At 43.5% G+C, this 17,523-nt stretch carries 17 protein-coding genes; 7 read left to right on the forward strand and 10 right to left on the reverse strand.

The features are described 5' to 3' along the window. Nucleotides 1–42 precede the first annotated feature (42 nt). The 4 genes from Q5H80_RS10085 to sdhC are packed head-to-tail and all read right to left on the reverse strand — an operon-like array spanning nt 43 to nt 3,269. Nucleotides 43–756, reverse strand: coding sequence for a succinate dehydrogenase iron-sulfur subunit (locus Q5H80_RS10085; RefSeq protein ID WP_009847320.1), 714 nt, complete (start codon nt 754–756; stop codon nt 43–45). 12 nt (nt 757–768) lie between these two features. Then, nucleotides 769–2,535 (reverse strand): succinate dehydrogenase flavoprotein subunit, encoded by a 1,767-nt coding sequence (gene sdhA / locus Q5H80_RS10090; RefSeq protein ID WP_009847321.1) that lies wholly within the window; start codon nt 2,533–2,535, stop codon nt 769–771. After that, nucleotides 2,536–2,883, reverse strand: a complete 348-nt coding sequence (gene sdhD / locus Q5H80_RS10095; protein WP_004734215.1) for a succinate dehydrogenase, hydrophobic membrane anchor protein — start codon at nt 2,881–2,883, stop codon at nt 2,536–2,538. Then, complete coding sequence (sdhC, locus tag Q5H80_RS10100) at nt 2,877–3,269, reverse strand: succinate dehydrogenase cytochrome b556 subunit (protein WP_012604532.1); 393 nt, start codon at nt 3,267–3,269, stop codon at nt 2,877–2,879. Before sdhC ends, sdhD begins: the two co-directional genes overlap by 7 nt. A gap of 415 nt (nt 3,270–3,684) precedes the next feature. On the opposite strand from sdhC, the gene Q5H80_RS10105 reads away from it, so the two are divergent. Next, nucleotides 3,685–4,974: a citrate synthase gene (locus Q5H80_RS10105; protein ID WP_004734217.1), complete on the forward strand. Its 1,290-nt coding sequence runs from the start codon at nt 3,685–3,687 to the stop codon at nt 4,972–4,974. A gap of 152 nt (nt 4,975–5,126) precedes the next feature. Here the strand turns inward: Q5H80_RS10105 and Q5H80_RS10110 are convergent, their stop codons facing one another. Beyond that, on the reverse strand, nt 5,127–5,885 hold the full coding sequence (locus Q5H80_RS10110; protein ID WP_304564656.1) for a Nif3-like dinuclear metal center hexameric protein: 759 nt from the start codon (nt 5,883–5,885) through the stop codon (nt 5,127–5,129). Between the two features lie 105 nt (nt 5,886–5,990). Between Q5H80_RS10110 and Q5H80_RS10115 the strand changes: the two genes are divergently transcribed. Continuing rightward, the gene (locus tag Q5H80_RS10115; protein ID WP_304564657.1) at nt 5,991–6,749 is read left to right on the forward strand and encodes a DUF1853 family protein; all 759 of its coding nucleotides are present in this window, start codon (nt 5,991–5,993) and stop codon (nt 6,747–6,749) included. A gap of 122 nt (nt 6,750–6,871) precedes the next feature. On the opposite strand, the gene pgm is transcribed toward Q5H80_RS10115, so the two are convergent. Continuing rightward, nucleotides 6,872–8,518, reverse strand: coding sequence for a phosphoglucomutase (alpha-D-glucose-1,6-bisphosphate-dependent) (gene pgm / locus Q5H80_RS10120; RefSeq protein ID WP_304564658.1), 1,647 nt, complete (start codon nt 8,516–8,518; stop codon nt 6,872–6,874). A gap of 91 nt (nt 8,519–8,609) precedes the next feature. Further along, the gene (gene seqA, locus Q5H80_RS10125) at nt 8,610–9,149 is read right to left on the reverse strand and encodes a replication initiation negative regulator SeqA (RefSeq protein WP_009847326.1); all 540 of its coding nucleotides are present in this window, start codon (nt 9,147–9,149) and stop codon (nt 8,610–8,612) included. 93 nt (nt 9,150–9,242) lie between these two features. On the opposite strand from seqA, the gene Q5H80_RS10130 reads away from it, so the two are divergent. The 3 genes from Q5H80_RS10130 to fldA all read left to right on the forward strand — a co-directional run bounded on the left by Q5H80_RS10130 (nt 9,243) and on the right by fldA (nt 10,922). After that, the gene (locus Q5H80_RS10130; protein ID WP_304564659.1) at nt 9,243–10,004 is read left to right on the forward strand and encodes an alpha/beta fold hydrolase; all 762 of its coding nucleotides are present in this window, start codon (nt 9,243–9,245) and stop codon (nt 10,002–10,004) included. A 108-nt stretch (nt 10,005–10,112) separates the two neighbouring features. Further along, on the forward strand, nt 10,113–10,331 hold the full coding sequence (locus Q5H80_RS10135) for a DUF2788 domain-containing protein (protein WP_009847328.1): 219 nt from the start codon (nt 10,113–10,115) through the stop codon (nt 10,329–10,331). Nucleotides 10,332–10,388: 57 nt separating this feature from the next. Next, a complete protein-coding gene (gene fldA, locus Q5H80_RS10140; protein WP_137374756.1) occupies nt 10,389–10,922 on the forward strand; it encodes a flavodoxin FldA in 534 nt (177 codons plus the stop codon). Between the two features lie 95 nt (nt 10,923–11,017). Here fldA and Q5H80_RS10145 read toward each other — a convergent pair whose 3' ends face one another. Next, nucleotides 11,018–11,524 carry a DUF4442 domain-containing protein gene (locus Q5H80_RS10145; RefSeq protein ID WP_304564660.1) on the reverse strand — a complete coding sequence of 169 codons (507 nt, stop codon included), beginning with the start codon at nt 11,522–11,524 and terminating at the stop codon, nt 11,018–11,020. Between the two features lie 208 nt (nt 11,525–11,732). Here Q5H80_RS10145 and fcrX point away from each other — a divergent pair, with 208 nt between their 5' ends. Next, the gene (gene fcrX / locus Q5H80_RS10150; RefSeq protein WP_004734226.1) at nt 11,733–12,182 is read left to right on the forward strand and encodes a ferric iron uptake transcriptional regulator FcrX; all 450 of its coding nucleotides are present in this window, start codon (nt 11,733–11,735) and stop codon (nt 12,180–12,182) included. A 197-nt stretch (nt 12,183–12,379) separates the two neighbouring features. Here fcrX and glnS read toward each other — a convergent pair whose 3' ends face one another. Both glnS and nagE read right to left on the reverse strand, forming a co-directional pair. Further along, nucleotides 12,380–14,047, reverse strand: a complete 1,668-nt coding sequence (gene glnS / locus Q5H80_RS10155; RefSeq protein WP_304564661.1) for a glutamine--tRNA ligase — start codon at nt 14,045–14,047, stop codon at nt 12,380–12,382. Between the two features lie 302 nt (nt 14,048–14,349). Beyond that, the gene (gene nagE / locus Q5H80_RS10160; protein ID WP_231847894.1) at nt 14,350–15,867 is read right to left on the reverse strand and encodes an N-acetylglucosamine-specific PTS transporter subunit IIBC; all 1,518 of its coding nucleotides are present in this window, start codon (nt 15,865–15,867) and stop codon (nt 14,350–14,352) included. A gap of 517 nt (nt 15,868–16,384) precedes the next feature. On the opposite strand from nagE, the gene nagA reads away from it, so the two are divergent. Beyond that, complete coding sequence (nagA, locus tag Q5H80_RS10165; RefSeq protein WP_304564662.1) at nt 16,385–17,521, forward strand: N-acetylglucosamine-6-phosphate deacetylase; 1,137 nt, start codon at nt 16,385–16,387, stop codon at nt 17,519–17,521. The last annotated feature ends 2 nt before the right edge of the window (nt 17,522–17,523 follow it).

Below are 17,523 nucleotides of genomic sequence, written 5' to 3' on the forward strand. Positions count from 1 at the left end.
AAGGCCGCCCCAAAACTTCTAGGGCGGCAATTTTTATATAACTTAAACCGAACGATTCACTAGCATGGTCTTGATATGACCAATCGCTTTCGTCGGATTTAATCCCTTAGGACAAACACTTACACAATTCATGATGCCATGGCAACGAAAAACGCTAAATGCATCATCAAGATCGGACAGACGTTCGTCTGTCGCCGTATCTCGGCTATCTATTAGCCAACGGTATGCTGCAAGTAGGCCAGCTGGTCCGATGAACTTATCTGGATTCCACCAGAATGATGGGCACGAAGTCGTACAACATGCACACATAATACATTCATACAAACCATCTAAATGAGCACGCTCATCAGGGCTTTGTAGGTTTTCACGAGCCGGTGGCACATTGCCATCAGACACCAAGAACGGCTTAACTTTTTCGTAGTTATCGTAGAACTGAGTCATGTCTACGATCAAATCGCGTACGACAGGCAAACCTGGAAGTGGGCGAATTACGATTTTATCTTGGCCAGAAAGTGCAGACAGTGGCGTAATACACGCCAATCCGTTTTTACCATTCATGTTCAAACCATCAGAACCACATACACCTTCACGGCATGAGCGACGGAATGAAATCGTTGGATCTTGCTCTTTCAAAAGAATAAGCGCGTCCAAAAGCATCATGTCAGAACCTTCTTCCACCTCTAGGGTGTACTCTTTCATGTAAGGTTTCTGGTCCACATCAGGGTTGTAACGGTATAAAGAGAAATTCAGTTTCATGGTCATATCTCCTTAGTACGTACGTGCTTTCGGCGGGAATGCTTCACGATGGATAGGTTCCATGTTCACGCCACGCTTAGTCATACTTTCTGATTCAGGGTTGTACAGTGAATGGCATAGCCATTGCTCATCATCACGATCTGGGAAGTCAAAACGAGCATGTGCTCCACGACTCTCTGTACGGAAGTTTGCTGCAACCGCGGTTGCGAATGCAGTTTCCATCAAGTTTTCTAGCTCTAAACACTCAATACGTTGCGTGTTGAACTCAGTCGACTTGTCTGAAAGGTGTGCATTTTTAAGACGCTCACGAATCACTTTCAGCTCTTCTAAGCCGTCAGCCATCGCTTTACCTTCACGGAATACAGAGAAGTTGTTCTGCATACATTGCTGAAGGTCTTTACGAATTACCGCAGGATCTTCACCGTCAGTACTGTTTTCCCAACGATTGTAGCGCTCTAGTGAACGTTCAATGTCGGCTTCAGTTGCAGGTTTTGCTTCAGCTTGTTTGTTCAAAGTCTCACCAAGGTGAAGACCTGTCGCACGACCGAACACAACCAAATCAAGTAGCGAGTTGCCACCTAGACGGTTTGCACCGTGTACGGATACTGAAGCGATTTCGCCACAAGCGAATAGACCTTGAATTTCAACGTCTGTGCCGTCTTCAGTCTGTTTAATTGCTTGACCAGAAACCTGTGTTGGAACGCCGCCCATCATGTAGTGACACGTTGGGATTACAGGGATTGGCTCTTTAACAGGATCAACGTGAGCGAAGGTACGAGAAAGCTCACATACACCCGGTAGACGAGATTCAAGCGTCTCTTTACCTAGGTGATCAAGTTTCAGCTTGATGTGTGGACCCCATGGACCATCACAACCACGACCTTCACGAATCTCAACCATCATCGAACGAGCTACCACATCACGACCTGCTAAGTCTTTAGCATTCGGAGCATAACGTTCCATGAAGCGCTCGCCGTCTTTATTGAGAAGGTAACCACCTTCACCGCGACAACCTTCTGTTACCAAAACACCTGCGCCAGCGATACCCGTTGGGTGGAACTGCCACATTTCGATGTCTTGCATTGGAACGCCAGCACGAATCGCCATACCAACACCGTCACCAGTATTAATATGTGCATTCGTTGTTGATGCGTAGATACGACCAGCACCACCAGTAGCGAGGATTGTTGCCTTCGCTTTGAAGTAGCAAACCTCGCCCGTCTCCATACAAAGCGCAGTAGTACCTAGGATTGCACCATCTTCGTTTTTAACAAGATCCAGTGCATACCACTCAGAGAAAACCGTCGTTTTGTGTTTAATGTTTTGTTGGTAAAGCGTGTGTAGCAGTGCGTGACCAGTACGGTCGGCTGCCGCTGCGGTACGAGCCGCTTGCTCACCACCAAAATTCTTAGATTGGCCACCAAACGGACGTTGGTAAATACTGCCGTTATCAAAACGAGAAAATGGAAGACCCATTTTTTCTAATTCGATAACCGACTCAGGGCCATTTTTACACATGTATTCGATAGCATCTTGGTCGCCGATGTAATCGGAACCTTTAACCGTATCGTACATGTGTTGTTCCCAGTGATCTTCATGCGCATTACCAAGAGCAACAGTGATACCACCTTGCGCAGATACAGTATGAGAACGAGTTGGGAAAACTTTAGAAAGCAACGCACAAGATAGGCCTTGCTCAGAAATTTGTAGCGCGGCGCGCATACCAGCACCACCAGCACCGATTACTACAGCATCAAACTCACGAACAGGAATAGTCACTTACGCACCCCACAAAATAAACAGACCAGAGAAGAAATATCCTAGAAGAACCGCAACAACACCGACTTGAAGACCAACGCGCAATTTTGCACATTTGATGTAGTCAGTTAGTACTTGCCACAAGCCGATCCACGCGTGAACCAAAATTGAAGTAAGCGCTAACATGGTGAAGACTTTAGTGAAAGTTCCACCAAAGAATTGTGTCCAAGATGCGTAAGAAATATCACCTGAGAAAGCACAGAAGCTCACTAGGTAGATAGTGTAAAGCGTCATAATGATGGCTGTTGCACGAATCAATAGATAATCATGCACGCCATTACGACCAAAAGTAGAAACGTTGTTTACCATACTAAGATCCCCGCTAGTAGAGACAATACCGCTGTTGCTGCGAATGCAACCTTCGCGCTCTTAGCGCCAGATTCCAGCTCTTCAAAGTGACCAAGGTCCATAAGAAGGTGACGAATACCACCAGCAATGTGGTAAGCCAAAGCGGTTAAAATGCCCCACAGAATAAACTTCACGAAGAAACCGTCGACAATGTCGCTAGCTTCCATAAAGCCTACAGGGGAAGAGAGGGAAATGGATAGTAACCAAAGCAGAATTCCGATCGCAACAAAAGTAATCACCCCAGACACACGGTGTAGGATGGAAGCTATTGCTGTGATAGGAAAGTGGATGGTCTGTAAATCTAAATTAACAGGTCTTGTCTTTCTTTCTTTCACGGGCTCGCTCACTCAGCTCCATTGAGCATGATGGTCATTAAATAACCTTATGATATTGTTATGGGCAAAAATCAATCACAAACCATCAAAAATTAACATTAACTTAACAAATAACCACGCTTGAGCCTTAGTAAATTGTAAAGTATATGTTAATTACAAGATTAAAAAAGAAACCTCACATTTCTTTCTAGCCTTGAATTTATAAGGTTCCGACTGACATTTTCAGCGCCACTATACGGTCGGCAACATTCTAATACAATTGACGTAACAAATAATGCTACACAGACCAGACTTTTAACGATTTTAATGTAAAAAACACTAACAAGTGCACACAAAGCTCCAGAAAAATTGACTTTCTCACGTAAGACCAGTAAAAAAATGGCACATAAACATCCTGGACGGATTAATAATAACAAAGGAGATTGTTATGGCGGATAAGAAAGCTACCCTTCATATTGAAGGTCAAGCGCCGATCGAATTGCCGATTACAGAAGGTGTACTTGGTACTCCAGTCATCGACGTTCGTACACTAGGTTCTAATGGTTTTTTCACTTTTGATCCTGGTTTTCTTGCCACTGCATCTTGTGAATCGCAAATCACTTATATTGACGGTGGAAAAGGTATCCTTCTACACCGTGGTTATCCAATTGATCAACTGGCCAATAACGCTGATTACTTAGAAGTTTGTTACATTCTTTTATACGGCGAAGCTCCTTCTCGAGCTCAATACGAAGAGTTCAAGACGACTGTCACACGTCACACCATGGTTCATGAGCAAATTGCTAGTTTCTTCCACGGCTTCCGTCGTGATGCTCACCCAATGGCTGTTATGTGTGGTGTGGTAGGTGCGCTTGCTGCGTTCTATCATGATTCATTAGATGTTAATAACGACACACACCGTGAAATTGCGGCATACCGACTAATTTCAAAAATGCCTACACTGGCGGCAATGTGTTACAAATATTCTATCGGTCAACCGTTTATCTACCCACGCAATGACCTAGGCTACGCAGAAAACTTCCTGCACATGATGTATGCGAATCCATGTGAAGAATATGAAGTAAACCCTGTTGTTGCTCGCGCAATGGACAAAATCTTTACGTTACACGCAGATCACGAACAAAATGCTTCAACGTCAACGGTTCGTTTAGCAGGTTCTTCGGGCGCAAACCCATTTGCTTGTATTGCTGCTGGTATCGCTTCTTTGTGGGGTCCGGCTCACGGCGGTGCTAACGAAGCTTGTCTAATGATGCTTGAAGAGATCGGTAGCGTAGACAACATTGAAGAGTACGTAGCAAAAGCAAAAGACAAAGATGACCCATTCCGTTTAATGGGCTTCGGTCACCGTGTCTACAAGAACTACGATCCACGAGCAACGGTAATGCGCGAAGCGTGCCACGAAGTACTTAAAGAACTGAACATTCAAGATCCACTACTAGACGTAGCAATGGAACTTGAGCGCATCGCTCTTTCTGATGAGTACTTTGTATCGAAGAAACTATACCCGAACGTAGATTTCTACTCAGGTATCATTCTGAAAGCGATCGGCATTCCTGTATCAATGTTCACAGTAATCTTCGCGATGTCTCGTACCATCGGTTGGATTGCACACTGGAACGAAATGCACAGCGATCCGACGAACCGTATCGGTCGTCCTCGTCAGTTGTACACTGGTGAAGAACAGCGTGATTTCCAAGCTCTACACGAGCGCGAATAGTAAGGTTTATACTTTTCTAATCGATTAAATTCAAAAAGGGTTGATGTATTAACATCAACCCTTTTCTTTTATATGCTCTCAACTCCGTCATCACTCAATAGTGAAGGACGAGCGAGTTGGGGAACTCTTATCCCCCAATCACATATTTGTTTTTACACTGGGTTGTCTATATCAATAAACTCAACATCTAAGTCATGCTCTTTCGCTAGCCACTCACCTAATGCCTTCACGCCATAACGTTCTGTTGCATGGTGGCCTGCCGCAAAGTAGTGGATATCTTGCTCACGTGCTGAGTACGTTGTGCGCTCTGAGATCTCACCAGAGATAAACGCATCAATACCTTGAGAAGCCGCTAATTCAATGTAGTCTTGACCACCACCAGTACACCAACCGACAGTCGTAATCATTTTGTCTTGGTTTTCAGGGGCAATGTGTAATGGCTTGCGATTCAAAGCTTGGCCAATCTTTTCTGCGAATTCTGCACCTGTCATTGGTGCATTCAACTTTCCGAACATCGCAACAGATTGTGGGTGCCCTTCTAAACCGCCTTCGACTTCGATATCAAGCAACTCAGCAAGCTTGGCGTTATTACCAAGCTCAGGGTGGATATCAAGAGGAAGGTGGTAACCTAACAGATTGATATCGTTTTTGATCAATGTGCGAATACGCTTACCTTTCATCCCGCGAATGGCTTCTGACTCACCTTTCCAAAAGAAGCCGTGATGGACTAATAAAGCGTCTGCATTCAGTTCTACCGCTTTATCAATCAGCGCTTGAGATGCTGTGACACCAGTAACGATACGCTTTACTTCTGATGCACCTTCAACCTGTAAACCATTCGGGCAGTAATCTTTAATCTGCTGTGGCTGCAGTTTTTCGTTAAGAAGCTTTTCTAATTGTAAGTTATTCATTTTTATTTCCAGCTTACTTTATAATAACGTCGTTATATCAATTTACGGGTAGAATGTCGAAAGCCTCAGGGCTATGTTTATAAAGAGCTAGTTTATGAGGAACAGATGACAACACTGCAACGTTTTTACCAATGGGTTATCGACTCGCCACCATTACTGGAAATCAAACCACCCGTTTCTGGTCTCAGAGCCTTCTCAAGCCCTCATACCATAGATGCATCACATACATACAATGGTAATCCTAGGTTAGGTTTCCTCTACCAGCACCTATGTGAACAAGTCATCGAAGCTTCACCTGATTATTCGATCAAGTACGATGAAATTCAGATTAATGTGGATGGCAGAACGCTAGGTGCAATCGACTTTATTCTTGAAGAGGAGAGCAGCCAAAAGCTGCAACATTGGGAAGTGGCGATTAAGTTTTATCTGCTTCATGAACAAACATGGTTTGGACCCAACTCTCATGATCAATTGGATAAGAAGCTCGATAGGATGCTCAGCCACCAGCTTGGTATGTCATCTTCAGCCGCCTTTGTTGAGCAATATCCCGAGATCGATGTCGACTCAAAACATCTCCTCATGCAAGGTCGTCTATATACAAACCCTTTCTTTGAGCAAAGCGTACCGACAAGATGCTTGGGCTACGATATTAACCCGAGCCAAGTAAACGGTTATTGGTGCTACCAAAATCAGGCTCACTTAATTACTGAAGCTCTCTACCCTCTAACCAAAGAACAATGGGCAGCTGGGACAGATGATTTCAGCGGTAAACCCATCACCGAGTTAGGTGATCGCTTTGTTCATGGACAAACCAAATCAGGACAGTTTTGGTTTGTGATGCCACAAAGTTGGCCACACGGTTAATCCATTCAGCCATTGAGTTGACTTAGCCTTAGTCACTTACTCACAGACAAATAAAAAGGGCTGATGCTTTCACATCAACCCTTCTTCAATCTACGTAGCGACTCTAGTAATCAAGATTTCGATTATAGACCAGCGGCTGCAAATACTTGGTTAACTATCTCTTGAGCTTCTGCTTCGATTGCTTTCAGGTGCTCTTCACCTTTAAAGCTTTCACAGTAGATCTTGTAGATGTCTTCTGTACCTGATGGACGAGCAGCAAACCAACCATTTTCAGTCGTCACTTTTAGGCCACCAATCGCAGCACCATTACCTGGAGCGTGCGTTAAGCGTGCAGTAATTGCATCACCAGCAAGCGTCTCAGCTGAAACCATCTCTGGAGATAGCTTCTTAAGCACGTCTTTTTGTGCGCCGTTAGCTACTGCTTGAATACGATTGTACTTAGATTCGCCATGTTTAGCGGCAAGTTCTTCGTAGTATTCTTGTGGGTTCTTACCCGTTACTGCTGTGATCTCAGCCGCAAGTAGGCAAAGAATCAGGCCATCTTTATCTGTTGACCAAGGCGTACCGTCTTTACGTAAGAAAGATGCACCCGCACTCTCTTCACCACCGAAACCAAACTGACCGTTATAAAGACCATCAACGAACCATTTGAATCCCACTGGTACTTCGCAAAGCTCGCGACCTAAGTCAGCAACAACACGGTCAATCAATGCACTTGATACCAAGGTTTTACCCACTGCAACGTCTTTACCCCAACCTTCACGGTTGCGATATAGATAATCAATACACACTGCTAGGAAGTGGTTTGGATTCATCAAGCCTTTTGGCGTAACAATGCCGTGGCGATCGTAATCAGGGTCGTTACCAAACGCTAGTTGATAGTCGTCTTTAAGCGCCAGTAAGCCTGCCATTGCGTATGGAGAAGAGCAATCCATACGAACAACACCATCTTTGTCTAGAGACATAAATTGGAACGAAGGATCAACTGCTTCACTGACCAGAGTAAGATCTAAGTTGTACGCTTTGCCAATTTGACGCCAGTAATCAATACCGCTACCACCCAGTGGATCAACGCCAATCTTGATGTTTGCTTTCTGGATCGCTTCCATATCAACCACATTAACCAAGTCAGCAACGTAAGGAGCAACTAAATCAACTTCATTCACTAGCTCAGACTGTTTAGCCTGTGCGATAGGAGTACGCTTAACGCCTTGCATTTGCTCAGCAATGATCACATTCGCACGATCTTCAATCGCTTGAGTCAGTTCAGCTTCAGCAGGGCCACCGTGTGTCGGGTTGTATTTAATGCCCCCGTCTTGAGGTGGGTTATGTGAAGGCGTGATAACAATGCCGTCGGCTTTTTTATCATTCACTAGGTTGTGCGTAAGAATCGCGTGCGAGATACCTGGAGTTGGAGTAAAGCCATTGTTTTCTTGAACGATAACTTCAACGCCGTTTGCAACTAGCACTTCAATAACCGTAGAAAAAGCAGGCTCAGATAGAGCGTGAGTATCTTTACCTAGAAAAAGTGGACCTGTTGTACCTTGATCGGCACGAACTTCAGCCACCGCTTGTGCGATCGCTAGAATGTGGTTTTCATTAAATGTTGATTTGTCTGCTGTGCCGCGGTGACCTGAAGTACCGAACAGTACTTTGTGATCTGGGTTAGTAGCATCCGGTTGCTGTAAGAAATAGTTTGCAACTAAAGCCGGGATATTATGAAGATCTTCCTGCAGAGCTTTCTGCCCGGCACGAGGGTGCATAGCCATTATCGACATCCTTATATATAAAATTTAAAAACAAAAAAACCTCATAATATCTTCTTAGCCATGGATATTATGAGGTTTAAATCAGATTTCGTTAAATTGAACCTGTTACTTTTTCTATCAATTCTGCTTGGAAACTCATGCGGCTCATAAGCTGTTCAACCATCTGTCTTTTTCGGCTTGTATTATTATTCGTAATAACCCAAAAAGGACTTTGTGGAATAGCTTTAGGCTTAGTTGTGTTGCCGTTTGCTAACAACGTCGCTTCGTTGTCTGCAAAGTAAACACGCTTACGGCCTTTTACTTGAGTTGCTTCTGAAAAGCTTAAAGGGTCGATTTTATGCAGTGTTGATAACACAAGCATGAAACGATCAATGGCTTTCTTTAGTGATGCAAACTCATCTGATATTAGTAGTGAGCGCATTTCTTTAACGCCATCGAACTTCTCTGGAGTAAAGCCTACCTCTTTGCTAACAACGATACCTTTTGGCTCAACGATCTCTTCGATCGGAACCGTGCCTTGGTTATCAACCAGTAACAAGCGGCGCAGAATATCTGAAGCGCTTTCGCCAATACGTTCTGTCTGACCCGCAATAAAACGGTATAGGTCCTCATCAACCTCAATTGTTTTCATTCGCTTTTCACAATCTCAATGTTTAAACTCTGAGGGATTATAGCGAGATCCGCGCGGATACTCTACGTCAAACCCACCATGAATAAGATAAAAATGTCAGTACAGCTCAACTATAAAATTGAAGGTGAGGGTCACACCATTGTTTTGATCCATGGATTATTCGGAAATTTGGACAACCTTGGCTTGCTCGCTAGGGATCTAAAAGCCGATCATCAGGTACTTAGCATCGATCTACGTAACCACGGCCAATCTTTCCATAATGACACTCATAATTATCAAGCTATGGCACAAGATGTGGCTCAACTGCTGAATGATCTTGAGCTAGAAGATGTCATTGTGATTGGTCACTCGATGGGTGGCAAGGTAGCAATGGCATTGACACAACATCTGACGCTGCATAAATTGATTGTCTTAGATATGGCACCAGTCGCGTACACCCAAAGTCGTCACGACAACGTATTCGCAGGCCTACAAGCTGTGATAGAAGAAAAACCGACATCACGCTCAGAGGCGCTTAAGGTCCTCGCAAAACATATCGAAATTGATGGGGTTCGCCAGTTCTTAACGAAATCTTTGTTTAAATCAGAACAAGGCATCATGGAATGGCGTTTCAACGTTGCCTCGCTATTAAACAACTACCCACAGATTATTGGTTGGGAACCGATTGACAAAACCTCAGTCAAAACCTTGCTAATAAAGGGTGGTGACTCAGATTATCTGACGGCTGAGCACCAAACCGCCGTTCAACAGCAGTTTTCCAACGCAAAGGCACATGTTATCGCCAATACTGGACATTGGCTACACGCGGAAAAGCCCGCTGAAGTGCTCCGTGCAATAAGAAAATTCATCACTTAGATAGGTTGATTAGTCGATATAAATGAGAGCTGTGTAATCACAGCAGATTAACTTTATCTCACAACAGTGATATAGTGCGCCCAAGCAAATTTGGTATATAAGGTTCCCATGCTTTACGACTACATGAACATCATTGAATCTGTTGGTTTAGATCTTCTGTTTGCCGCGATTTTCTTTCTAATCGGAATGGCAATTAAAGACGTTCTAAAGCAGGGAAATGTTCCTGCATTTGGTCGTCGTATCGTATGGTTAGTACTTTTCCTTGGCTGTGCGGGTTTTATCGCCAAAGGGATAATCCAACTAAGCTGGGAAGGAACTGGAATCTAACGATTTCCTCCGAACTTTATTACACCGACAACAGACAAAATGAAAGGTAATGATTCTATGGCAAGTGTAGGTCTCTTCTTTGGTAGCGATACAGGTAACACTGAAGCTGTTGCTAAGATGATTCAAAAGCAATTGGGCAAGCAGCTCGTTCAAGTTCAAGACATTGCAAAAAGCAGCAAAGAAGATATCGATAACTTCGATCTGCTGCTGCTTGGTATCCCTACGTGGTACTACGGTGAAGCACAATGTGATTGGGATGACTTTTTCCCTGAACTAGAAGCTATTGATTTCTCAACTAAGCTTGTTGCTATCTTTGGTTGTGGCGACCAAGAAGATTACGCAGAATACTTCTGCGATGCTATGGGCACTATCCGTGACATCGTTGAAGCAAAAGGCGGTACTATCCTAGGTTACACATCAACTGAAGGCTACGAATTCGAAGCATCGAAGGGGTTAGTTGAAGGCGATGACAGCCAGTTCGTTGGTCTATGTATCGATGAAGACCGCCAGCCTGAGCTAACTGATGAGCGTGTATCTAACTGGGTTAAACAAATCCACGAAGAGATGTGCCTAGCAGAGCTAGAAGACTAATTCTCTAGCGGCTGTTAATTGTTACAATTAATAACTGCTATGTAGATATGAAAAAACCTCCTTATAGGAGGTTTTTTACTCTTTAATGTAATCAATCAACACTCAGCTTCAAATACTTCGTCATCATCTCTAAATTGTGGCTTCTTTCTTACATAAAGAGTTCGCTGGATTTCTGACACCACATTTCCCTGCTTATCTTTTACGTAGATAATAAATTCGGGAAAACACTTCTCACCAAGTTGTGTCTGACGATAGATCTCCTCAAGTTGCCCTTGACTTATCTCAAAATCTGCGTACAAGTCGGATTGACCCGGTTTGATAAAGTTAATGCTCGCCTCTTTATCCCAAACATAGTACCGCTCACCTAAAATTCCCATTAGCATCAAAGAGTAAACCGGATCGGTGAGAGAAAAGATACTACCACCATATTGAGTACGATTGGCATTCTTATTCCACCAGCGCAACTTAAGTATCGTCTTAACAACCCTAAAATCAGAGCTAATATGGGCTATCCTAATCCCTGCCCCCCAGAAAGGCGGCCAAATATTAAGAGCAAATTTTACAATGTTAGGTTTATATATTTTTGCGAGTTGCTTATTCATAACAACAATCCATGTTCATATCAAAAAATACCGTCACCTTGACTGGTCGTACCTCCACTATAAGTGAGATACTTCCAATTTACAAAACAGATTGTGATGTCAGTGAGTAACCCTTTGAAGTTCGTGGTTTATTGTTATGCCTGACTAAACTATAATGGTATTAATATTGAATTCTGTTAATTGCTGCAGATCATCAACAGGAAAGTATATGTCAGACAATAATCAAGCGCTAAAAGATGCTGGTCTTAAAGTGACCCTCCCACGGCTCAAAATTTTAGAAGTATTACAACAACCAGACTGCCAACATATTAGTGCTGAAGATTTATATAAAAAGCTGATCGACTTAGGTGAAGAGATTGGTCTTGCGACCGTTTATCGCGTACTAAACCAATTCGATGATGCAGGCATTGTAACTCGTCACCACTTTGAAGGTGGTAAGTCTGTATTCGAACTTTCAACACAGCATCACCACGATCACCTAGTATGTTTAGACTGCGGTGAAGTTATCGAGTTCTCTGATGATCTTATCGAAGAAAGACAAAAAGAAATCGCTCAACGCTACAACGTACAGCTAACTAACCACAGTTTATATCTGTATGGTAAAAGCATCACTGGGGATTGCAAAGGCAACCCAGACGCACATAAAGCGAAGAAGTAACACAGAACGCTGGCTTAGGCCGGCGTTTTTTATTTGGGCTGATACTGTATTAAGAATCACAATAGCTTGGCCCACAATTTGGTTATTTCCCTGACACAAAAAAACCGGCTCTAAGCCGGTTTTTTATTAAGCGTCTCTTGAAAAACTAAGCTCTGAGAAACAGAGCTTAGAAAACAGAGTAGAGAAAAACAAAGCCATTAAGCCTCTGATTTACCCCAAGTATCGCGTAGACCAACCGTGCGGTTGAAGACTAATGCGTCTGCTTTAGAATCTTTCGAATCCACACAGAAGTAACCTGTACGTTCAAACTGGTATGCTTGCTCTACCACACCTTCTGCTAGGCTAGGTTCAACAAAACCATTTAGCGTAACAAGTGATTCAGGGTTTAGCGTTGCAGCGAAATCATCAGCAGCGGCAGGGTTTGCTACTGTGAATAGACGATCGTACAAACGAATCTCAGCAGGCAGCGCTTTATCAGCAGATACCCAGTGAATAACGCCTTTCACTTTACGGCCATCTGCAGGGTTCTTACCCAATGTTTCACTGTCGTAAGAACAGAAGATAGTCGTAATGTTGCCTTCTGCATCTTTTTCGATACGTTCAGCTTTGATCACGTAAGCGCCACGTAGACGAACTTCTTTACCTAGAACCAAACGCTTGTACTTTTTGTTTGCTTCTTCACGGAAGTCATCACGCTCAATCCAAACTTCACGTGTAAATGGTACTTCACGAGTACCCATTTCTGGCTTGTTCGGGTGGTTTGCAACGGTTAGCGTTTCCACTGCACCTGTTTCGTAGTTTTCAATAACGATCTTAACTGGATCCAGAACAGCCATTGCACGAGGTGCATTTTCGTTCAGATCATCACGAATGCAAGATTCTAGTGAACCGAACTCAATCATGTTCTCTTGCTTAGTCACGCCAATACGCTTACAAAACTCACGAATCGAGCTTGAAGTAAAACCACGACGACGTAGACCGGAAATAGTAGGCATGCGCGGATCATCCCAACCTTGAACTAGGTTTTCAACCACAAGTTGGTTCAGCTTACGCTTAGACATCACTGTGTATTCAAGATTCAGGCGGCTAAACTCGTACTGACGAGGTTGGCAATCAATCGTGATGTTATCTAGAACCCAATCGTACAAACGACGGTTATCTTGGAATTCAAGCGTACAGATAGAGTGCGTAATACCTTCCAGCGCATCAGAGATACAGTGAGTAAAGTCGTACATTGGGTAAATGCACCACTTATCAGCAGTTTGATGGTGATGAGCAAAACGAACACGGTAGATAACAGGATCGCGCATAACCATGAATGAAGAGCTCATGTCGATCTTAGCACGTAGACACGCTTTACCTTCTTCAAAGCCACCGTCACGCATTTTTTCGAACAACGCTAGGTTCTCTTCAGGGCTACGATCACGGAATGGGCTCGCTTTACCTGGCTCTTTTAGCGTGCCACGGTACTCACGGATTTGATCAGGACTTAGCTCGTCAACATACGCTAAGCCTTTATTAATTAATTCCACAGCATAAGCGTAAAGCGTATCGAAATAGTTTGATGAGTAACAAATATCACCAGACCATTCAAAGCCTAACCAGCTTACATCATTCTTAATTGACTCAACGTATTCAACGTCTTCTTTTTCAGGGTTTGTATCATCGAAACGAAGATTACATTGTCCCTGGTAGTCCTGAGCAATACCAAAGTTCAAGCAAATAGATTTAGCGTGACCAATGTGCAGGTAACCATTTGGCTCCGGCGGGAAACGAGTATGCACGCTACTGTGTGTACCATCCGCTAAATCTTTATCGATAATTTGGCGAATGAAATTCGATGGACGAGCCTCAGCTTCACTCATCTATAGCACCTCTATGTATTTAGTATTGTCAGAGAAAGTTATCTTTCGTACCAATGAAAATGGTCGCTTACAGCGCCAGTCAAAGATAGAAAGATCATTGTTGCTAATCATCCACAATTCTTCGCCTTTGCACAATAAGAACCGTCCGTTAATTGCGATTATTTCTGCTATTCGATGAAGAATAGAACGAACCGTGTTCATTGACCTTAAACAGCAGGCACAAAAAAGCCTCCCGTTTGGGAGGCTTTCAATTGGAAACTTACTTAAGAGTAACTTTACTTCTTAATTAAGCACTTCCGTCACTATGGAAGTTTAACATCAGATAGGTCTTCACCTGCACCGATAGCTTTCATTTCGCCGGCTACGATTTCAGCTAGTGGGCCTAGGATAACCTGTAGGTTGTTCTCACCTAGTTTAACCACACCTTTAGCGCCAAGCTTCTTAAGAACAGCTTCATCTGCGATAGAGCGGTCTTTAAGAGTTAGACGTAGACGAGTGATACAAGCGTCAATTGAAGTTAGGTTGTCGTGACCACCTAGAGCTTTCAGGTATTGACGTGCAACTTCACCTTTTGGTGCATCGCCAGCAGGAGCAGCTACAGCTTCGTCATCATCTTCACGACCTGGCGATTTCAAGTTGAAAGCGCGGATTGCGAAAGAGAAAGTGAAGAAGTATAGAGCACCGAAGCCAAGACCGATTAGTAGTAGTACGAATGGTTTAGTTGCTAGACCCCAGTTCAATACGAAGTCGATAAGACCAGCAGAGAAACCGAAACCATGCAGAGTACCAAACATGTTTGCAACTACTAGAGACAGACCTGTAAACACAGCGTGCATTGCGTATAGAGCAGGAGCTAGGAATACGAACATGAATTCTAGCGGCTCTGTGATACCTGTTAGGAATGAACAGAATGCAACTGAGAACAGTGCGCCACCAACTTGGCTGCGTTTTTCAGCAGGAGCAGCTAGGTACATTGCAAGTGCAGCACCTGGTAGACCGAACATCATTACAGGGAAGAAACCGTTCATGAATACGCCAGCGCCTTTATCGCCACCGAAGAAACGGTGTAGGTCGCCAGATTTAACAGTTTCAGTCACTTCTTTAACTACAGTAGTGATTTCTGGAGTTACAGAGTTAGCGAATGTAAATGTGTGCTCTTGGCCAACAACTAGAGTTTTAGCTAGTGATGGGTCAACACAAAGTTGAGTGATGTTAGCGAATGCGCCTTGACCAGCAACAATGATTTCTTGACATGTACCCATACCGAACCAGAAGTATGAGTTCAATACATGGTGTAGACCTACAGGGATAAGTGCACGGTTAAGAGTACCGTAAACGAATTGACCGATAGCGCCAGACGTTGATACTGCGTGAGCCAGTGCGTCTAGACCAGATTGAACACCAGGCCAAACCACACCAGACACAGCACCTGCAACAAGTGCAAATAGACCAGCCATGATAGGTACTAAACGTTTACCTGCAAAGAAAGCCAGCCACTCAGGAAGGCGTGTAGCATGGAAAGCGTTGTAAGAGTGACCTGCGATGATACCAGCGAAGATACCGCCGAAGAATGACATGTTAACGTCAGCGTTAATTGTTGTTGCTGTCGCTGTTAGTACGAAGTAAGCAACTGCACCAGCAAGACCCGCTGCGCCGTTACCGTCTTTAGAAAGACCAATCGCGATACCTAGACCAAATAGCAGTGGTAGGTTGCCGAAGATAGCTCCACCAGCTTGCGCCATAAATGGAATATCAAGTAGGTCGCCTTGACCTAAACGTAGTAGAAGCGCCGCAATCGGAAGTGTTGCGATAGGTAGCATTAATGCCTTACCTAGCTTCTGTGCATATCCTAGAATATTCACCAGTTGTTTCCCCCTATAGGATTTTTTAGAATTCATTTGAGAAACTTATTTTAGTCGCTCAATTTAGTCCTATTCAGTGTATTCAATTAATTTTGCCCCGCAAATTAAAACCTTACCATTTGTGATCCTAATCACCAGTTTTTACCAAATCCAGAGGTTTTTGCTAGCGAGATCATAAAACTTATTTTATCATTCAAAAAAATGAACATTTATAGATAAAATCCAAATCTAATCATTAGGCAAAAAGATGATATTTCTGGGCAGATATTACCCTATGAATAATCATTAACAATGAACCTAAACGTATAATAATGATCAATTGTTCATTGATTTTTCAACAACTTAAACAGCTCACCATTTTGAAGCCGTTTGCCCATAAAAGATAAATCGTTACGTAAATGATGCTCGCAAACTAAGTCCACATTTAGGTAACGAACAAATTTTAAAGATCTCACGAAATAAGGATTAGCTGACTATGTACGCGCTAAGTAACTGTAAAATTTACACTGGTAGTGATGTTCTAACCGATCATGCTGTTGTAATCGAAAATGAACTGATCAAAAAAGTCTGTCCTACCTCTGAATTGCCAGAAGGAATCGAGGTTCGCGATCTAAACGGAGCAAACCTAAGCCCAGGTTTTATTGATCTACAACTGAATGGTTGTGGCGGTGTAATGCTGAATGATGAGATCACGGCAGAAACAATGCAGATCATGCACGAAGCAAACCTTAAGTCTGGCTGTACTAGCTTCTTGCCAACGCTAATCACCTCTTCAGACGAAGATATGCGTGCAGTTATTACTGCAGCTCGTGAATATCACAACCAATACCAAAACCAATCTCTAGGTCTGCACCTTGAAGGTCCATATCTAAACGTGGCTAAAAAAGGCATCCATAGCGTCGATCACATTCGTAAATCAGACAGCGAAATGATTGAACTGATTTGCGAGAACAGCGACCTAGTTTCAAAAGTAACATTGGCACCAGAGCTTAATGATCCAGAACATATCGAGCGCCTACACAAAGCAGGCGTTGTCGTTTCTATCGGCCACACAAACGCGACTTACGCAGAAGCTCGACAAAGTTTCGAATCCGGTATCACTTTCGCTACCCACCTATTCAATGCAATGACCCCTATGGTCGGTCGTGAACCTGGCGTTGTTGGCGCGATTTACGACACGCCAGAAGTTTATGCAGGTATCATCGCCGACGGCTTCCACGTTGATTACGCAAACATCAGAATTGCGCACAAAATCAAGGGAGAAAAGTTAGTATTAGTGACGGATGCCACAGCTCCTGCAGGTGCTGACATGGAATACTTTATTTTTGTCGGTAAGAAAGTATATTACCGAGATGGTAAGTGTGTTGATGAAAACGGCACACTGGGCGGCTCAGCTCTGACTATGATTGAAGCAGTTCAGAATACAGTTGAGCACGCTGGTATCGCTTTAGACGAAGCTCTTCGCATGGCTACGCTATACCCAGCTACGGCTATCGGTGTAGAAAGCAAGCTAGGTCGAATCAAAAAAGGCATGGTTGCAAACCTAGCTGTATTTGACCGAGACTTTAACGTTAAAGCGACTGTTGTTAATGGACAATACGAGCACAATTAAGT

It is taken from the genome of Vibrio sp. SNU_ST1, from assembly GCF_030563405.1.
In the GTDB taxonomy this organism is placed as follows: Bacteria; Pseudomonadota; Gammaproteobacteria; order Enterobacterales; family Vibrionaceae; genus Vibrio.

Excerpts from the sequence above, each read along its gene's own strand:
- Q5H80_RS10085 (WP_009847320.1), bottom strand. The coding sequence starts at position 756 with ATGAAACTGAATTTCTCTTTATACCGTTACAACCCTGATGTGGACCAG.
- sdhD (WP_004734215.1), bottom strand. The coding sequence starts at position 2,883 with ATGGTAAACAACGTTTCTACTTTTGGTCGTAATGGCGTGCATGATTAT.
- Q5H80_RS10105 (WP_004734217.1), top strand. The coding sequence starts at position 3,685 with ATGGCGGATAAGAAAGCTACCCTTCATATTGAAGGTCAAGCGCCGATC.
- Q5H80_RS10110 (WP_304564656.1), bottom strand. The coding sequence starts at position 5,885 with ATGAATAACTTACAATTAGAAAAGCTTCTTAACGAAAAACTGCAGCCA.
- Q5H80_RS10115 (WP_304564657.1), top strand. The coding sequence starts at position 5,991 with ATGACAACACTGCAACGTTTTTACCAATGGGTTATCGACTCGCCACCA.
- pgm (WP_304564658.1), bottom strand. The coding sequence starts at position 8,518 with ATGGCTATGCACCCTCGTGCCGGGCAGAAAGCTCTGCAGGAAGATCTT.
- seqA (WP_009847326.1), bottom strand. The coding sequence starts at position 9,149 with ATGAAAACAATTGAGGTTGATGAGGACCTATACCGTTTTATTGCGGGT.
- Q5H80_RS10130 (WP_304564659.1), top strand. The coding sequence starts at position 9,243 with ATGTCAGTACAGCTCAACTATAAAATTGAAGGTGAGGGTCACACCATT.
- Q5H80_RS10135 (WP_009847328.1), top strand. The coding sequence starts at position 10,113 with ATGCTTTACGACTACATGAACATCATTGAATCTGTTGGTTTAGATCTT.
- fldA (WP_137374756.1), top strand. The coding sequence starts at position 10,389 with ATGGCAAGTGTAGGTCTCTTCTTTGGTAGCGATACAGGTAACACTGAA.
- Q5H80_RS10145 (WP_304564660.1), bottom strand. The coding sequence starts at position 11,524 with ATGAATAAGCAACTCGCAAAAATATATAAACCTAACATTGTAAAATTT.
- fcrX (WP_004734226.1), top strand. The coding sequence starts at position 11,733 with ATGTCAGACAATAATCAAGCGCTAAAAGATGCTGGTCTTAAAGTGACC.
- glnS (WP_304564661.1), bottom strand. The coding sequence starts at position 14,047 with ATGAGTGAAGCTGAGGCTCGTCCATCGAATTTCATTCGCCAAATTATC.
- nagE (WP_231847894.1), bottom strand. The coding sequence starts at position 15,867 with ATGCTACCTATCGCAACACTTCCGATTGCGGCGCTTCTACTACGTTTA.
- nagA (WP_304564662.1), top strand. The coding sequence starts at position 16,385 with ATGTACGCGCTAAGTAACTGTAAAATTTACACTGGTAGTGATGTTCTA.